The organism is Streptomyces sp. NPDC030809, from assembly GCF_055572195.1.
This window is the reverse complement of the sequence record NZ_JBVIDV010000017.1, coordinates 92,384-109,034: the sequence shown is the minus strand read 5'-3', so window position 1 is coordinate 109,034 and position 16,651 is coordinate 92,384. Positions and strand designations below refer to the sequence as shown.

General features: G+C 72.7%; 15 protein-coding genes. 8 read left to right on the top strand and 7 right to left on the bottom strand.

The window, feature by feature from the left end:
- The first annotated feature begins 191 nt into the window (after positions 1-191).
- Positions 192-1,931, top strand: a complete 1,740-nt coding sequence (locus ACZ407_RS22705; protein WP_468131109.1) for a SpaA isopeptide-forming pilin-related protein — start codon at positions 192-194, stop codon at positions 1,929-1,931.
- A 205-nt stretch (positions 1,932-2,136) separates the two neighbouring features.
- On the opposite strand, the gene ACZ407_RS22700 is transcribed toward ACZ407_RS22705, so the two are convergent.
- Positions 2,137-3,402 carry a Dyp-type peroxidase gene (locus ACZ407_RS22700; protein ID WP_468130972.1) on the bottom strand — a complete coding sequence of 422 codons (1,266 nt, stop codon included), beginning with the start codon at positions 3,400-3,402 and terminating at the stop codon, positions 2,137-2,139.
- 100 nt (positions 3,403-3,502) lie between these two features.
- Between ACZ407_RS22700 and ACZ407_RS22695 the strand changes: the two genes are divergently transcribed.
- Positions 3,503-4,837 (top strand): right-handed parallel beta-helix repeat-containing protein, encoded by a 1,335-nt coding sequence (locus tag ACZ407_RS22695; protein ID WP_468130970.1) that lies wholly within the window; start codon positions 3,503-3,505, stop codon positions 4,835-4,837.
- Here the strand turns inward: ACZ407_RS22695 and ACZ407_RS22690 are convergent.
- Positions 4,816-5,622: a hypothetical protein gene (locus ACZ407_RS22690; protein WP_468130968.1), complete on the bottom strand. Its 807-nt coding sequence runs from the start codon at positions 5,620-5,622 to the stop codon at positions 4,816-4,818. The genes ACZ407_RS22695 and ACZ407_RS22690 overlap by 22 nt on opposite strands.
- 150 nt (positions 5,623-5,772) lie before the next feature.
- Between ACZ407_RS22690 and ACZ407_RS22685 the strand changes: the two genes are divergently transcribed.
- On the top strand, positions 5,773-6,516 hold the full coding sequence (locus tag ACZ407_RS22685; protein ID WP_468130966.1) for a L,D-transpeptidase: 744 nt from the start codon (positions 5,773-5,775) through the stop codon (positions 6,514-6,516).
- A gap of 128 nt (positions 6,517-6,644) precedes the next feature.
- Here ACZ407_RS22685 and ACZ407_RS22680 read toward each other — a convergent pair whose 3' ends face one another.
- Together ACZ407_RS22680 and ACZ407_RS22675 are read right to left on the bottom strand one after the other, a co-directional pair.
- Entirely contained in the window at positions 6,645-7,133 is a 489-nt protein-coding gene (locus ACZ407_RS22680; protein ID WP_468130964.1) for a glutathione peroxidase, read from the bottom strand.
- Between the two features lie 46 nt (positions 7,134-7,179).
- Positions 7,180-7,995 carry a hypothetical protein gene (locus ACZ407_RS22675; protein WP_468130962.1) on the bottom strand — a complete coding sequence of 272 codons (816 nt, stop codon included), beginning with the start codon at positions 7,993-7,995 and terminating at the stop codon, positions 7,180-7,182.
- 252 nt (positions 7,996-8,247) lie between these two features.
- On the opposite strand from ACZ407_RS22675, the gene gcl reads away from it, so the two are divergent.
- A complete protein-coding gene (gene gcl, locus ACZ407_RS22670; RefSeq protein WP_468130960.1) occupies positions 8,248-10,035 on the top strand; it encodes a glyoxylate carboligase in 1,788 nt (595 codons plus the stop codon).
- Between the two features lie 1,344 nt (positions 10,036-11,379).
- On the opposite strand, the gene ACZ407_RS22665 is transcribed toward gcl, so the two are convergent.
- The 3 genes from ACZ407_RS22665 to ACZ407_RS22655 all read right to left on the bottom strand — a co-directional run bounded on the left by ACZ407_RS22665 (position 11,380) and on the right by ACZ407_RS22655 (position 14,834).
- Positions 11,380-12,837, bottom strand: coding sequence for a catalase (locus ACZ407_RS22665; protein WP_468130958.1), 1,458 nt, complete (start codon positions 12,835-12,837; stop codon positions 11,380-11,382).
- 207 nt (positions 12,838-13,044) lie between these two features.
- Positions 13,045-13,935 carry a 2-hydroxy-3-oxopropionate reductase gene (locus ACZ407_RS22660; RefSeq protein ID WP_468130956.1) on the bottom strand — a complete coding sequence of 297 codons (891 nt, stop codon included), beginning with the start codon at positions 13,933-13,935 and terminating at the stop codon, positions 13,045-13,047.
- Between the two features lie 65 nt (positions 13,936-14,000).
- On the bottom strand, positions 14,001-14,834 hold the full coding sequence (locus ACZ407_RS22655) for a TIM barrel protein (protein WP_468130954.1): 834 nt from the start codon (positions 14,832-14,834) through the stop codon (positions 14,001-14,003).
- A 125-nt stretch (positions 14,835-14,959) separates the two neighbouring features.
- Here ACZ407_RS22655 and ACZ407_RS22650 point away from each other — a divergent pair, with 125 nt between their 5' ends.
- The 4 genes from ACZ407_RS22650 (at position 14,960) to uraH (ending at position 16,645) form a co-directional block, all read left to right on the top strand.
- On the top strand, positions 14,960-15,211 hold the full coding sequence (locus ACZ407_RS22650) for a YkoF family thiamine-binding protein (RefSeq protein ID WP_468130952.1): 252 nt from the start codon (positions 14,960-14,962) through the stop codon (positions 15,209-15,211).
- The gene (locus ACZ407_RS22645) at positions 15,208-15,591 is read left to right on the top strand and encodes a helix-turn-helix domain-containing protein (RefSeq protein WP_468130950.1); all 384 of its coding nucleotides are present in this window, start codon (positions 15,208-15,210) and stop codon (positions 15,589-15,591) included. The genes ACZ407_RS22650 and ACZ407_RS22645 overlap by 4 nt, the downstream gene beginning before the upstream one ends.
- 152 nt (positions 15,592-15,743) lie before the next feature.
- Positions 15,744-16,250: a 2-oxo-4-hydroxy-4-carboxy-5-ureidoimidazoline decarboxylase gene (uraD, locus tag ACZ407_RS22640; RefSeq protein WP_468130948.1), complete on the top strand. Its 507-nt coding sequence runs from the start codon at positions 15,744-15,746 to the stop codon at positions 16,248-16,250.
- Between the two features lie 2 nt (positions 16,251-16,252).
- Complete coding sequence (uraH, locus tag ACZ407_RS22635) at positions 16,253-16,645, top strand: hydroxyisourate hydrolase (protein WP_226739300.1); 393 nt, start codon at positions 16,253-16,255, stop codon at positions 16,643-16,645.
- Positions 16,646-16,651 lie beyond the last annotated feature (6 nt).

The following is a 16,651-nucleotide window of genomic DNA, read 5'->3' as shown; positions in this document are numbered from 1 at the left end:
TGTTCCAGTTGTGGCGTGAGTCGAACGGCCAGCGGGGTCTTCAGCCGACGGACACGAAGGTCGGCGATCCTTGCACGACGGGTGTGGACGGTACGTGTTCCACGGCCGGGCTGGCGCTGGGTACGTACTACTGGGAGGAGACGGCTGCTCCTGCCGGGTACCGGTTGCCGTCTCCGGCGGTGTTTGGGCCGTTGGAGCTGACTGCGGAGAACGCCGAGCGGGGTGTGTCGGTCGATGCCGACAACGAGCCGATCCTCGGCCGGGTCTCGGTGGTGAAGCGCATCGCGGGCACGGAGCGGGTGCTGTCCGGTGCGGTGTTCCAGTTGTGGCGTGAGTCGAACGGCCAGCGGGGTCTTCAGCCGACGGACACGAAGGTCGGCGATCCTTGCACGACGGGTGTGGACGGTACGTGTGCCACGGCCGGGCTGGCGCTGGGTACGTACTACTGGGAGGAGACGGCTGCTCCTGCCGGGTACCGGTTGCCGTCTCCGGCGGTGTTCGGGCCGTTGGAGCTGACTGCGGAGAACGCCGAGCGGGGTGTGGGGGTCGTGGCGGAGAACGAGCCGGTCCTCGGACGGGTCTCGGTGGTGAAGCGGATTGCGGGCACGGAGCGCCCGCTGTCCGGGGCGGTGTTCCAGTTGTGGCGTGAGTCGAATGGTCAGCGGGGTCTTCAGCCGACGGACACGAAGGTCGGCGATCCTTGCACGACGGGTGTGGACGGCACGTGTGCCACGGCCGATCTGGCGCTGGGTACGTACTACTGGGAGGAGACGGCTGCTCCGCCCGGGTACCGGTTGCCGTCTCCGGCGGTGTTCGGGCCGCTTGAGCTGACTGCGGAGAACGCCGAGCGGGGTGTGTCGGTCGATGCCGACAACGAGCCGATCCTCGGACGGGTGTCCGTCGTGAAGCACGACGCGGAGACCGGCAGGGCTCTTGCCGGGGCGGTCTTCCAGTTGTGGCGTGAGAGCAACGGGCAGCCGGGGCTTCAGCCGACGGACACCAAGGTCGGGGCTGCCTGCACGACCGGCGTGGACGGTACGTGCTCCACGGCCGGGCTGGCCCTGGGTACGTACTACTGGGAGGAGACGGCCGCGCCGGACGGGTACCGGCTGCCGGCGCCCGCCGTGTTCGGGCCGCTGGAGCTGACCGCCGAGAACGCCGATCGCGGGGTGAGCGTCACCGTGGACAACCACGTGGTCCTGGGAGGTGTGGACGTGGTCAAGCACGACTCCGCCACCGGCAGGCCGCTCGCCGGTGCGGTGTTCCAGCTGTGGCGGGAGAGCAACGGGCAGCCTGGGCTCCAGGCGGACGACACCAAGGTCGGCGAGCCGTGCACGACGGCCGGTGACGGGGTCTGCCGCACCGGCCGGCTGCCGCTCGGCTCCTACTACTGGCAGGAGACCAAGGCGCCCGGCGGCTACAAGCTGCCCGCCCCCGGGGTCTTCGGCCCGCTGGTGCTGACCGCCGAGAACGCCGACCGCGGTGTGAGCATCACGATCGACAACGACCCCGTGCTCGGGGAGATCTCGCTCCACAAGCGGGACGGGCACAGCCTGCGTCCGCTGCGCGGGGCGGTGTTCGAGCTCTGGCGGGAGACCAACGGGCAGCCGGGCCTCCAGGTGTCCGGCGGCACCCCGGACACCCGGCAGGGAGCCGCCTGCGCCACCGGGGCCGACGGCTGGTGCGTGTTCGACGGGCTGCCGCTCGGCTCGTACTACCTGCGCGAGGTCGCCGTGCCCGAGGGCTACCGGCTCCCGCGGCAGCCGGTCACCGGTCCGTACACCGTGACCGAGGAGAACGCGGCGGGTGACGGCATCGTCATCGTCCTCGACAACGAGCGCGGAGAGTCCGGCAAGGGCAAGGGAGACAAGGGAGACAAGGGAGACAAGGGCAAGGGCGGCAAGGGGAAGGGGGGTGGGCGGAAGTCGTAGGGGTGGGGGAGGGCCCCGGTCCGCGGCTGTCCGCGGGCCGGGGGCCCCCCCCCCCCCGCCCCCCCCCCCCCCCCCCCCCCCCCCCCCCCCCCCCCCCCGCGTCCGGGCCCCCGCGTCCGGGCCCCCGCGTCCGGGCCCCCGCGTCCGGGCCCCCGCGTCCGGGCCCCCGCGTCCGGGCCCCGCGTCCGGGGGTGCGCGCGTCGGCTCAGAGGGGGGCCGTGCCCGCCGCGACCGGGGCGGGCGGGACGAGGAACACCCCTGAGGCGGTGTGCTCGGCGAAGGCGTTGAGGGCGTCGTACGCGGACAGCCGCCGCTGGACGCGCGTGAACAGCCCCGGATCGTTCATGAAGGCGAGGAAGAGGAGGCCCCGCTCCTCGCCCCCGTTGTCGTACGAGTATCCGCGGCGCAGCATCCGGGCGCCCCCGTCGAAGCGGGAGTGGGCCAGGCGGGCATGGGCGTCGGCCGGGAGCACGTACCGCCCTTCGGGGGTCTTCGCGAAGAGGTCCACGTCCGTGTGCTCGGTGCCGCCGTGCAGGGGGACCCCGTCCGTCCGGCGGCGGCCGATGATCCGCTCCTGGCGGACGGGGGGGAGGGCCGCGAAGGCGGCCGTCCGCAGCCGGATCCGCCGGAACACCAGGTACGTGCCCCCCGCGTGCGGGCCGGACCCGAGCCACACCCAGCGCTCGGCGTCCGCCGGGCCGGGGTTGGCGGTGCCGTCCTTGAACCCGAGCAGGTTCCGCGGGGTCTCCCCGGCCGGGCCCGCGGGCAGGAAGCCCGCCTGCCGCCAGCGCGGCCGCAGGACGGGGCGGGCGGCCCGGTCGAGCAGGGCGCCGAGCCGGGCGCAGGCACCCGGTCCGGGGCCGCAGATCTGCACGAGCACGTCCCCGCCCCCCGCCCCGGGATCCAGCCGCTCGCCGGGGAAGGCGGGCGGCTCGCGCAGCCGGGCGGGCGGGGCCGTGCCGAGGCGCGCCGGGAGGCCGGTGCCGAAGCCGACGGTGGTGGTGGCGACGGTGGCGCTGGCGGTCCGGGACTGCTGCGGGCCCCCGCCGGGCCCCGGCGGTGACACCGCGTGCCAGCGGGCCAGGACACCGGAGAGCGCCTCCCGGGCCGCGGCGCCCGAGGGCCCGGGGGAGAGGTCGTACGCGAGGAGCAGGACGTGACGGGGCTGCGGGTCGGCGATCCCGCGCTGGCGGAGGGCGGTGGCGGCGGTCCCCGTCGCGTCGGCCGGGGAGGCGGACCCCGCGGAACCGGCGGGATTGGCGGAACCGGCGGGATCGGCGGCCGGTGCGGAACCCGCCGGGTCCGCCGATCCGGCTCCGCGTGCGGATCGGGCCGCCTCGCCCGCCGGCCGCCCGGCGCCGCCGGGACCCCGGTCGCGGGCGGCTCCGGCGAGGGCGGCGATCCCCGCGGCTCCGGCGGCGGCCCCCGCGGCCACGGCCGCCGCGGAGACGAAGGCACGGCGGCTCGGCACGGACACGAGGACACCGCCTCCCCTTGGTCGTATGAGTCGCGTACGTTGCTGTTCGCGCCGTATTGGCGTTTTCGGCAGTCGGGACGATACACCTGGCCGCATGCGCATTCCCCGATGCCCCGCGCTCCGTGCCGCGGTCCTCCTCCTGCTCTCCTCCTGCCTCCTGCTCTCCTCCTGCGCTGCCCCGGCGGACGAGGCGGACGACGCTTCCGGCCCGCACACCCCCCGCGTCCTGCGCGTCCCGGAGCAGTTCCCCGCCATCCAGCGGGCCGTGGACCGGGCGCGTCCCGGCGACCTGGTCCTGGTCGGCCCGGGGGTCTACCGGGAGAGCGTCACCATGTCCACCGCCCGGGTCGTCCTGCGCGGCACGGACCGCAACCGCACGGTCGTCGACGGGGAGTTCCGGCGGGCGAACGGCATCACCGTCACCGGCGCCGGATCCGCGGTGGAGAACCTGACTGTCCGCCATCACCTTGCCAACGGGCTGCTGTTCACCGGCGTCACGGACCCCGGCCGGCAGTCCGGCGCCGGCGGCGGCACGCAGTACGACCGGCTCGACACCCGCCGGCACCCGCCGCTGCGAGGCTTCCGCGCCTCGTACGTGACCGCCCACAACAACGCCCTGTACGGCATCTACGCCTTCGACGCGCGGGACGGCCTGATCGAGCACTCCCATGCCTCCGGCCACGCGGACTCCGGGATCTACGTGGGCCAGTGCCGGCCCTGCCGGACCGTCGTACGGGAGAACACCGTCGAGCACAACGCCGTCGGGCTCGAAGTCACCAACGCCTCCGAGCAGTTGTACTTCCTGGGCAACCGCGCCCGCCGCAACCGGGTCGGCGCCGCCGTCAACTCGGACGACCTGGAGGCCCTGGCCCCGCAGCACCGAGCCGTCTTCGCCGGCAACGCCGTCACCGACAACAACGACCCGGACAGCCCCGAGCAGGCGGACGGCGGGTTCGGGATCGGGATCGGCATCGGCGGGGGCCGGGACAACGTGCTGGAGCGCAACCTCGTCCGGGGCAACCGGCGGGCCGGGATGCTGCTCACCGACGTGCTCGGCTACCCCGTCTCCGGCAACCGGGTCCGCGGCAACCGGGTGACCGGCAACGGCACCGACCTGGTGCTGGCCGCCGCCGGCGGCGGAACCGCGGGCAACTGCTTCGAGGGCAACGGCGAGCGCAGCGCCCGCCCCGCAGGCCTCTCCGCGGTCGGGCGCTGCGGGCCGCGGGCGGCGGCACCGGTGGGGGCCGTGCCCGCGGCCCCGCCCGTACCGGCCCCCGCACCCCTGGTGGTGCCGCCCGGCCGCTCGTTCCGGCTGGTCACCGCCCCGCCCCCGCAGCCGGGGATGCCCGGCGGGGCCGGGGCGCCGGTCCGGCCCGCGCGCACCATGCCCCGCCCCGACCAGGACCGCTACCGGCTGCCGCCGGGCTGAGACCCGGGCTGAGCCCCGGCCTGCGGCCCGGCCTGAACTCCGGCCCGGGGCCCGGCCGCCCGGCCCAGCAGGTCCACGGTCACCGGCTCCGCCCCCGGCCCGATCCTGGCCTCCACCCGGCGCAGCCCGCCCGCGGGGTCCACCCAGTACGAGACCGGCGATCCGGCCCCGGCAGCGGCATCCGGCCGGACCCCGGCACCCGGCCCGGCATCCGTCCCGACCGCCCCCGCCCCCGTCCCCGTACCGGCGGCCCCGCCCGCCCCCGCCCGCCGCGGTGCGCGGGGGCCGCCGAAGACCGTGTACGCCCTCCCGTCCAGGCGCCGTTCGCCCAGCCGGGTGGCACCGTTGCGGACGAGGAGCTGGGCGTTCTCGGGCCGGTCGTGGCCGAGCCCGAGGGCGAGCAGGAGCGCCCGGTCCAGCGGGGCGCGGGTGGGGGCCCGGCGGGACCAGCGGGCGCCGCCGCCGTCCGGGTCCACGGACACCGACCGGTCGTCCCAGGCCAGGGCCCCGGACGCGGCCGGTCTCCCGGGGGCGCCGGACACCCGGTAGGTGCCGGAGGCCCGGCGGGTGCGGAAGTCGAGCACGGCGTCCACGGTGGTGGCCGGGCCCGGCCCCGGGACCCTGATCCGCAGGCTCACCGGGCTCTTCTCGTACGTGGTCAGCCGCACCAGTGCGAGCTGCTGGGCCTCGTCCGGGGTGACCGGCCGCGGCCCGTCGCGCTGCCCGCATCCGGCGAGCAGCCCGGCCGCCACCGCCGACAGCGCAGCCACCGCCGTCATCTGCAAGAACCGTCCGTACGTCCGCACCAGGGCAGCACACCACCCCGCGCCCGAATGGCCGCCCACTTCGGCGCGCAACACGGCCCGCCGTGCTCGAATGCCAGACAAAGGGCGAGGACGCACCAGGGCCCGAGGCCGACGGAAAGGACGGACCGGATGGCGCACCGCCACGTGTTCCCGCGCCTGCGCAGGGCACTGCCCGCGGCCGCGGCCGCAGCAGCCGCCGTACTCCTCGCGGGCGGGACCGCGGCCGCGACCGCGAGCAGTACGACCGGCGCGCTCACGGCGGCCCCGCCTGCACCGGCCGCCCCGCCCTGCACCGCGGACACGGGCCCGTACCAGTGGGAGCTGGAGGAGTACCTGGAGCTGCCGCCGGACGGCCGCCAGTCCGAGGCCGACTGCGCGGCCATCCGCGCCTTCCAGGAACGTACGGGCATCAGCCCGGCCGACGGCCGCGCGAGCCTGGTCACCTACCGCACCGCCCTCGTCGTGGAGGAGCGCGCCCACCCCAACCGGGCCGGCAAGTGCCCGGTGTCCGCCGGCCGCACGGTCTGCGTGGACCTGACCCGGCAGCTGCTGTGGGTGCAGCGCGAGGGCAAGCCGGTCTACCAGGCGGTGCCCGTGCGCACGGGGCGCTGGGGGCAGGAGACCCGGGAGGGCCGGCACGAGATCACCGAGCGGATCATCGACGAGACCTCGCAGCTGTACGACGACGCGCCGATGCCGTTCGCCCAGTACTTCTCGGGCGGGCAGGCCTTCCACGGGGTGTACGGGGACCTGTTCGACGGCGGCGGCTCGGCCGGGTGCATCAACATGCGGCTGGCCGACGCCGAACGGCTGTGGAACACCACCGCCCTCGGCGATCCGGTCGTGGTGTGGGGCCGGAAGCCGGGCACCTGAGACAGGCGCGGCCTCCGGCCCCGGACACGGCGAGGGGTCGGGCCGCCGGGCCGTAGGGGCCGTCGGGCGGCCCCGGGCCGCCGGCCCGTCAGCCCGCCGGCCCGCCGGCCCGCCGGCCCGTCAGGCCGTCAGGCCGGCAGTACGGCCTCGATGGCTGCGATGACCTCGGCGGCCTCCGGCTCGGTCCGCGGGCGGAAGCGGGCCACGACCTCGCCCTCGGGGGAGATCAGGAACTTCTCGAAGTTCCACTGGATGTCCCCGGCCTTGCCCTCGGCGTCGGGGTGCTTGACCAGCTCGGCGAAGAGCGGGTGCCGGTTCTCGCCGTTCACGTCGCTCTTCTCCAGCATCGGGAAGGTCACCCCGAAGCCGGCCGCGCAGAAGGTGGCGATGTCCTCGGCGGTGCCGGGCTCCTGCCCGCCGAACTGGTTGCAGGGCACGCCGATGACGGTGAAGCCCTTGGACTCGTACGCGAACTGGAGCCGGGCCAGACCGGAGTACTGCGGGGTCAGCCCGCACTGCGAGGCCGTGTTGACCAGCAGGATCGCCTTGCCCTTGAACGGCGCCAGGCTGGTCGGCTCGTCGGACAGGGTGGTCAGCGGGATGTCGTAGAGGCTCACGGCGTCTCTCCTCGGCAGGCGGGGCGGTGCGGGCGAAAAACAGGCGTCAGCCTAAAGCCCCCGTCCGGACCAGATGTTCCGCCGGGTCGTTCACCGGCTGCGGAACGCCGGTGAGGTCCATCACGAACAGCGGCAGGCCCAGGCCGTCCGCCCGGGCCCGGGCCTCTTCGGTGTAGCCGGCCAGGGCGAAGTACACCCCGGCCGCCGAGTTGGTCATCCCGGTCAGCCAGACGCACTCCACCGCCCGCAGCCCGGCCGGCGCCGTCGTGGGGTCCACCTGGGCCACCAGCCCGGGCGCCCGCAGGTCCACGGGGTGCGCGGGCATGGGCCGCACCTCCGGCTGCCGTACGTCGCGGAAGCCGAGCCAGCGCAGGTAGAGCGCGGCCGTGGTCACCGCGTCCCGGGCGGTGCGGATGGTCACCGGGCGGAAGACGGGCCGGGCAGCAGGTCCGTCCGCGGCCGGGTCCTGCGCGGGGGCGCCCGCACCGGCCGCCGGATCCTCCGTACCCGACGCGGGGGCGCGCGGAGCCGCCGCCGGGCCTCCCGTACCGGCCCCCGGGCGGCCCGCACACGCCCCCGGGGCCGTCCGTACCGGGGAGTCGGCCGGGTGCACCGGGACCCGGGCCACCGTCCCGCAGCTGCAGCCCACCTCCGGGTGCGGCCACTCGTCCCGGCGCCCGCACGCCGTGCAGCGCACGGCCACCCAGCTGTCGGACCAGTTCCGGTGGGTCAGCGGCACCGGCTCCGCCCCCGGGTCCAGCGGCGGGCTGACCGGCGCCCCGCAGGCGCACGGGAAGGCGGTCGGAACGTACGGGTTCTGCAGTCCGCACGCCGGACAGCGCACCGGAAAGGTCTCGGCCATCGTCAGCCCCCCATCGCCCCGCCGCGGCCCCCTCGGCCCGGCGCTCGCTCTGCGTGCTCCATCGTCCACCAGCTGCGACATCCGCGGGCCGCGGACGCCCGGATTCGTGCAACCGACGGGCGCGGACGCGGCATTTGGTGGGTTCCGGGGTGCCGGAGCGCCTTGACGTACGGGGAGATCGCCTCTTAGGTTGTTTCGTATAGCAGAACAAAACTTCCGGATTACGGAAACAGCCTGACCGCAGGAGTACCGATGCCTCGTATGACCGCCGCCGCCGCGGCAGTGGAGATCCTCAAGCTCGAAGGAGTCGACCAGGCGTTCGGCGTGCCCGGCGCTGCGATCAACCCCTTCTACCGAGAGCTCAAGAACGTCGGCGGCATCAGCCACACGCTGGCCCGCCACGTCGAGGGCGCCTCGCACATGGCCGAGGGGTACACCCGTGCCAAGGCCGGCAACATCGGTGTCTGCATCGGTACCTCGGGTCCCGCGGGCACCGACATGATCACCGGCCTGTACTCCGCCATCGCGGACTCGATCCCGATCCTGTGCATCACCGGTCAGGCCCCGGTCTCGAAGCTCCACAAGGAGGACTTCCAGGCCGTCGACATCGCCGCGATCGCCAAGCCGGTCACCAAGGCCGCGACCACGGTCCTGGAGGCCGCGCAGGTCCCCGGCGTCTTCCAGCAGGCCTTCCACCTGATGCGCTCCGGCCGCCCCGGCCCGGTCCTCATCGACCTGCCGATCGACGTCCAGCTGACCGAGATCGAGTTCGACCCGGCCACGTACCAGCCGCTGCCGGTCTACAAGCCGCAGGCCAGCCGCGCCCAGGCCGAGAAGGCCCTCCAGTTCCTGCTGGAGTCGGAGCGCCCGCTGATCGTCGCCGGCGGCGGCATCATCAACGCCGACGCCTCCGACCTGCTCGTCGAGTTCGCCGAGCTGACCGGCGTCCCGGTCATCTCCACCCTCATGGGCTGGGGCACCATCCCGGACGACCACGAGCTGGCGGCCGGCATGGTCGGCGTCCAGACCTCGCACCGCTACGGCAACGCGACCTTCCTGGAGTCGGACTTCGTCTTCGGCATCGGCAACCGCTGGGCCAACCGCCACACGGGCTACAACCTGGAGGCGTACACCAAGGGCCGCAAGTTCGTCCACGTCGACATCGAGCCCACCCAGCTCGGCAAGATCTTCGCCCCGGACTTCGGTATCGCCTCCGACGCCAAGGCCGCTCTGGAGCTCTTCATCGAGGTCGCCAAGGAGCTCAAGGCCGAGGGCAGGCTGCCGGACTTCAGCGCCTGGGCCGCCTCGGCGCAGGAGCGCAAGGCGACCCTGCAGCGCCGTACGCACTTCGAGAACATCCCCATGAAGCCGCAGCGCGTCTACGAGGAGATGAACAGGGCGTTCGGCCCGGAGACCCGGTACGTCACCACCATCGGCCTCTCCCAGATCGCGGCCGCGCAGTTCCTGCACGTCTACAAGCCGCGCCACTGGATCAACTGCGGCCAGGCCGGTCCGCTCGGCTGGACCATCCCGGCCGCGATCGGTGCCGCCACCGCGGACCCGGAGACGCCGATCGTCGCGCTCTCCGGCGACTACGACTTCCAGTTCATGATCGAGGAGCTGGCGGTCGCTGCCCAGCACAAGGTCCCGTACGTCCACGTCCTCGTGAACAACGCGTACCTGGGCCTGATCCGTCAGGCGCAGGGCGGCCTGGGGATCAACTTCGAGGTCAACCTCGAGTTCGAGAACATCAACACCCCGGAGATCGGCGTCTACGGCGTCGACCACGTCAAGGTCGCCGAGGGCCTGGGCGTCAAGGCCATCCGCGTGACCGACCCCGACAAGCTCGGCGAGGCCTTCGAGCAGGCCAAGAAGCTGGCCCAGGAGTTCCAGGTCCCGGTCGTCGTCGAGGCGATCCTGGAGCGGGTCACGAACATCGCGATGAGCAAGACGGTGGACATGAGCGACGTCACCGAGTTCGAGGAGCTCGCGACGGAGCCGGGGCATGCGCCGACCGCGATCAAGGCCCTGCAGGCCTGATCGGGGGCCGACCCCGCACGACGAAGGCCCCCGCCCCTCCCTCCGGAGGGGCGGGGGCCTTCCGCATGCCCGGCCCTGCACGCGGCACTTCCCCCAGCCCCCGGGGCTCCGCCCCGGACCCCGCGCCTCAAGCGCCGGCGGGGCTGGAGTGTGCGCGCCTCAAGCGCCGGCGGGGCTGGAGTGTGCGCGCCTCGAACGCGGGCGAGGCTGGTGCGCATGCGGAGTGGGACTGTGTCGGCGGCGCCGGACCGTGCTGCGAGGCCGGACTGTGCTCGCCGAGCGGGCTGTGCCGGTGGGGTTGGCAAGGGTGCGGGCGGGGCGGGGCGGGGTGGACAGGAGCGTGGAGGCGCCTCGGTGGGGCCCAACGGATCGGGGCTCCGCCCCGGACCCCGCGCCTCAAACGCCGGCGGGGCTGGAGTGCGCGCGCCTCAAGCGCCGGCGGGGCTGGAGTGCGCGCGCCTCAAGCGCCGGCGGGGCTGGAGCGTGCTGGCAGGGCCGGGGTGCGCATGTCGCCGAGCCGACCTCTTGTGCAGGCGAAGCGGACGGCTGCCCTGCCGAGGCGGCCCCCCGGTCCCGCAGGTCCGTGTCCCGGCCTGTGGAGACGGGGTTCCCGCCCCGCCGCGCATCCGGCCCTGCCGCCCGGGCATCCCAAGCGACCCCGTACATCCCAGCCCCGGCCGGCGCAATCCGGCTCCGGCAGCACCATCCAGCCCCGCCGGCGGTTGAGGCGCGGGATCCGGGGCGGAGCCCCGATCCTTTGGCCCCCACGGAGGCGCCTCCCACACTCCCGGTCGGGCGGCACCATCCAGCCCCGCCGGCGCTTGAGGCGCGGGATCCGGGGCGGAGCCCCGGGTTTGAGCCTGGTGGGTGTGTTCCCGGTCCTCGGAAGGCACCGGCCCGCCCCGCGGGCGTTCGAGGCGCCGGGTCCGGGGCGGAGGTCCGGGGACGACAAAGCGCCGGGTTGCGGGACCGTCCGCAACCCGGCGCTTTGGCCTGGGAAGTGTTACCGCCCGACGGGGCGAGGCTGGCGCGACAGGACGTTCGCACCCGCCGGGCGGGGATCGTGCTCCCCTCCTTGTACACAGGGGCTTCTGTGCGCGGCCCCTGTGCACAAGGAGAAGGGAGTGGGGAATGGCTGGGACCGCGGTGGTGCCGACAGACCCTCCGGCTTCGCCCCCCTCAGGTCAAGGGGCGGGCCTCGGAGCCTTTACCACCGCACTGGCTCGACACCACCGCGGTCCTCGTCCTGCCCATCACCGTGAACCACCCCTCATCCGGGTCCGCGGCGGCGGGCTGGCACCCGGGGCCCGACCTCCCGTCAGGCCCCCGGCGCGTTCTGTGGGCTCAGTCCTCGCGCAGGGCGCGGACGGCCTCCTCGACGCGCTTGCCGTAGTCGGCGTCGGCGGCGTGGAAGTGAGCCAGGTTCTTCTCGATGACGTCCTCGCGGGAGACCTGGGACAGGCCGCCGGCGATGTTCGCCACCAGACGCTGCTTCTCGTCCTCGGACATCAGGCGGTAGAGCTCACCGGCCTGGAAGAAGTCGTCGTCCTTCGTGTGGGCCGGGGCGGCGTGGGTGCCGGTGTAGCCGGAGACCGCCTTCGAGGCGCCGAGCGCCACGCCGGTCTCGGCCGGGCCCTGGTACGAGTTGGGCTCGTAGTTCTTGTCGTGGCGCGAGCCGTTGCGCAGCGCCATGGCGCCGTCGCGGCCGTAGTTCTGCGCCGTGGTCGCCTTGGGGGCGTTGACCGGCAGCAGGGTGTGGTTCACGCCGAGGCGGTAGCGCTGGGCGTCCGCGTAGGCGAACAGGCGGCCCTGGAGCATCTTGTCCGGCGAGGCGGTGATGCCCGGGACGAAGTTGTTCGGGGAGAACGCGGACTGCTCGACCTCGGCGAAGACGTTCTCCGGGTTGCGGTCGAGGACCAGGCGGCCCACGCGCTGCAGCGGGTAGTCGCTGTGCGGCCACACCTTGGTGAGGTCGAACGGGTTGAAGCGGTAGTCCGCGGCCTCGGCGGCGGGCATGATCTGGACGTAGAGGGTCCAGCTCGGGTTCACACCGCGCTCGATCGCCTGGAGCAGGTCGGTCTGGTGCGAGTTGGGGTCCTTGCCGGCGAGCTCCGCGGCCTGCTCGGAGGACAGGCAGCGGATGCCCTGGTTCGTCTTGAAGTGGTACTTGACGAAGAAGGCCTCGCCCTCGGCGTTGGTCCACTGGTAGGTGTGGGAGCCGTAGCCGTTCATGTGGCGGTAGGAGGCCGGGATGCCGCGGTCGCCCATGAGCCAGGTGATCTGGTGCGTCGCCTCGGGGGCGTGCGCCCAGAAGTCCCAGACGTTGTCCGCCTCCTGCTTGCCCGTGAAGGGGTCGCGCTTCTGGGAGTGGATGAAGTCGGGGAACTTGATCGGGTCCTTGATGAAGAACACCGGGGTGTTGTTGCCGACGAGGTCGTAGTTGCCCTCTTCGGTGTAGAACTTCAGCGCGAAGCCGCGCGGGTCGCGGACGGCGTCCGCGCCACCGAGGGAGTCGGCCACCGTGGAGAAGCGCAGGAACGTTTCGGTCTTCTTGCCGACCTGGTTCAGGAACGCGGCGCTCGTGTACGCGGTGACGTCGTCGGTCACCTCGAAGTAGCCGTACGCGGCCGAGCCGCGGGCGTGCACGACGCGCTCCGGGATGCGCTCGCGGTTGAACCGGGCCAGCTTCTCGAGGAGCTGCTGGTCCTGGATCAGGAGCGGGCCACCGACGCCGGCGGTGGCGGAGTTCTGGTTGTCGGCGACCGGAGCGCCGGACTCGGTCGTAAGCACGCGCTTCGACATGGTGGACCTTCCGTACGGGTAACTGCTGACGGAAAGCGTCTTCCGTCATGCGGATGACCCTAATTTCGGGCCGATCGCAGCGTCAACAGTTTGTTGAAGAAAGATGGAGAGAGGTGCTCCGGACGGCACCGGCGCTTGGGCGCGACAGGACAGGTGTCAGCACCGGTGCCATCCGGAAACTCAGGTCCCCCGGAGGGGAGGCAGGTCTCAGACCTGGGCGCCGGAGAGGCGCTCGACGGCGCGGAGCAGGGCCGAGTGGTCCAGCCCGCCGTCACCCTGGGCGCGCAGCGAGGCGACCAGCTGGGCGACGACCGCGCCGACCGGGAGGGCCGCACCGACGTTGCGGGCGGCGTCGGTGACGATGCCCATGTCCTTGTGGTGCAGGTCGATCCGGAAGCCGGGCTTGAAGTCGCGGTTCAGGAAGTTGCCCTTCTTGCGGGTCAGGACCGTGGAGCCGGCCAGACCGCCGTTGAGGACGTCCAGGGCGGCCTGGAGGTTCACGCCGGACTTCTCCAGGAAGACGACGGCCTCGGCGCAGGCCTGGATGTTGACCGCGACGATGAGCTGGTTGGCGGCCTTCACCGTCTGGCCGGAGCCGTGCGGACCGCACAGGACGATGACCTTGCCGAGGGCCTCGAGGATCGGGAGGGCCTCGTCGAAGTCCGCCTGCTCGCCACCCACCATGATCGACAGTACGGCCTCGATGGCGCCGGCCTCGCCGCCGGACACCGGGGCGTCGATGACGCGGATGCCCTTCTCGGCGGCGTTCTTCGCCAGGTCGACCGAGGTCTGCGGGGTGATCGACGACATGTCGATGACCAGGGCGCCGGACTTGGCGTTCTCCAGGATGCCCTCGGGGCCGTAGGAGATGGCCTCGACCTGCGGGGAGGCGGGCACCATCGTGATGATGACGTCGGCGTCCTTGACGGCCTCGGCGATGGAGCCCGCCGCGGTGCCGCCGGCGGCGGCCAGGCGGTCGAGCTTGTCCTGCTCCAGGGTGAAGCCGGTGACCGAGTAGCCGGCCTTCAGGAGGTTCTCGGACATGGGGGAGCCCATGATGCCGAGACCGATCCACGCGATCTTGGGGAGAGTGCTCATGACGAGGGTCCTTCTCTGAAGCTTCGTACGAAAAGTGCGAGTGGTGTCTGGGCCTTCGCCCGGACTTACTTGGCCGTGCGGGCCTCGGCGGGCAGCCAGTCGAAGGACGCGGCCGCGTCGGCGGCCTTGTACTCCAGGCCGACAAAGCCCTGGTAGCCGGCCTTGCGGAGCTGGTCGAGGAGGTCCTCGAGGGGCAGCTCGCCGGTGCCGGGGGCACCCCGTCCCGGCTTGTCCGCGATCTGGACGTGGCCGGTCTTGGCGGCGTACTTTTCGATGACCTCGGAGAGGTCCTCGTCGTTCATCGCCAGGTGGTACAGGTCGAGCAGGAACTTGGCGTTCCCGAGACCGGTCGCCTCGTTCACCTTGTCCACGATCTCGATCGCGGACGGGGCGCTCACCAGCGGGTAGAGCGGCGACTCGGGCTTGTTCAGCGTCTCGATCAGGAGGATCGCGCCGACGCGGTCCGCGGCGCGGGCCGCGAGCACCAGGTTCTCCAGGGCGAGTTCGTCCTGCACGGCCGGGTCCACGCCTTCGACGCGGTTGCCGTACAGGGCGTTGAGCGCCTTGCAGCCCACCGACGCCGCGAAGTCCGCGGCCACGTCGATGTTCGCGCGGAAGCGCTCCGACTCCTCGCCGGGTACGGAGACCGCACCGCGGTCCGGTCCCGGCAGCTGTCCGGCGTAGAAGTTCAGGCCCACCAGCTGGGTGCCGGCGTCCTCAAGAGCCTTCTTGAGGGCGTCCAGCTCTTCCTGAGCGGGGGTGGGGGTCTCGATCCAGGGCCACCACAGCTCGACCGCGGTGAAGCCCGCCGCGGCGGCGGCCGCGGGGCGCTCCAGGAGCGGGAGTTCCGTGAAGAGGATCGACAGGTTCACATCGAAGCGCTGGTCCGTGTATCCCATGAGGGGTGTGCGCTCCTTCCGTATTGCGGAAGTTGTTTTCTGCTTGATGGAAGGTTGCAAGCACATCGGCGCCCTTGTCAAGTGGGGGCTGCCGGAATTTGTCTACCTCGGGGTAGCTTGACCGGGTGCGATTGAGAGTGGAGTTCACGACCGAGCCCTTCGACCTCGAAGAGGCCCCCGCCCATGCCGTGGCCGCCCGCGAGGTCATCCAGAAGGCCCAGCTGGACGCGGTGGACGTCGGCCCGTTCGGCAACACCGCCGAGGGTGGCGCCGACGAGGTCCTGGCCGCGGTGTCCGCGCTGCTGCGCGATGCGCTGGGGGCCGGTGCCACCCGGGTTTCGCTCCAGGTCAACGTGATCCCGGAGGAGGGCAGATGACCGAGCCCCGCGACCACCCGTTCGTCGCCGCGGTCAAACCGCTGGTGGACGCGATGGGCGGCGAGCTCATGGATCCGGCCCAGGCCGGCGCCGACGACGTGGTCCTGGCCTGGGAGGGTCAGGACCTGCTGGCGGTGCGGCTGCCGCAGCTCTCCGACTCGCTGGACCACATCCTGGCCGCGCTGGAGCGCCGCCACGGCGTGCCGCTGGCCCAGCTGGACCGCAAGGCCAAGCAGGACGTGGTGCGCATACTGGAAGCCCGGGGCGCCTTCGCCGTACGCCACGGCGTGGAGACCGTCGCCGGGGCCCTGGGCGTGAGCCGCTTCACGGTCTACAACTACCTGAACAGGGAAAATCCCAACAAGAACAGCCAAGGGTGACGCCGGAGTCACCCGCCGTCACGAGCCGCCGCCCGAATCGACCGGGCGGCGGCTTTTGTGTACGGGAAGTTTCAACAAAGTGTTGACGCGGTGTTGTGGAGGGCGTTAGCTACTCCCAGCCCGTCCAAGCAACAAGGCCACGGAGGCTTCCCGTGACTTCGAGTCCGACACCGGGCCTCGCCCGGTTCAACACCCTGGTGGATGCCGAGGCCGAGGCCGAGCTCCACGAGGTGTGTGCCAGTTCGGCCTGGGGGAGCAAGCTCCTCGCCCAGCGGCCGTTCGCCACCGTCGACGCCCTGTTCGCCGCCAGCGACGCCGCCATGGCCGAGCTCACCGCCGCGGACCTGGAAGAGGCCATGGCAGGCCACCCGCCGATCGGCCGGCCGAAGCCGGGAGACCCGACCTCCGCGCGCGAGCAGCGCGGCATGGCCGGGGCCTCCGAGGAGCTCAAGGCGGAACTGCTCGAACTGAACCTGGCCTACCAGGACAAGTTCGGCCACGTCTTCCTGATCTGCGCCACCGGTGCGACCGGTGAGCAGATGCGGGACGCGGTCAAGGTCCGGATCGAGAACACTGCCGAGGTCGAGCGGGAGATCGCCCGCGGAGAGCTCGTCAAGATCAACCGGATCCGACTGACCCGACTCGCAGAAGGAGAGTGACCATGAGCACCGCGACCACTGCGTCGGTGTCCACGCACATCCTGGACACCAGCATCGGCCGCCCCGCCGAGGGCGTCGCCATCACCCTGTCGGCCCGCTCCGGCTTCGACGCCGAGTGGACCGCCCTGGGCGGCAGCGCCACCGACGCGGACGGCCGCTGCAAGGACCTCCCGGCACTGCCGGAGGGCACCACCCACGTACGCCTCGACTTCGAGACCGAGGCGTACTTCGCCAAGAAGCAAGCCGCCGAGGCGCAGCAGGACGCCCCCCGCGTAAGGGACAGCGGTGCGTTTTTCCCCGAGGTCACCCTCACGTTTTCGGTGAACCCGGGCGAGCACTACCACGTACCGCTGCTGCTCAACCCGTTCGGCTACTCCGTTTACCGAGGGAGCTAGCAGACC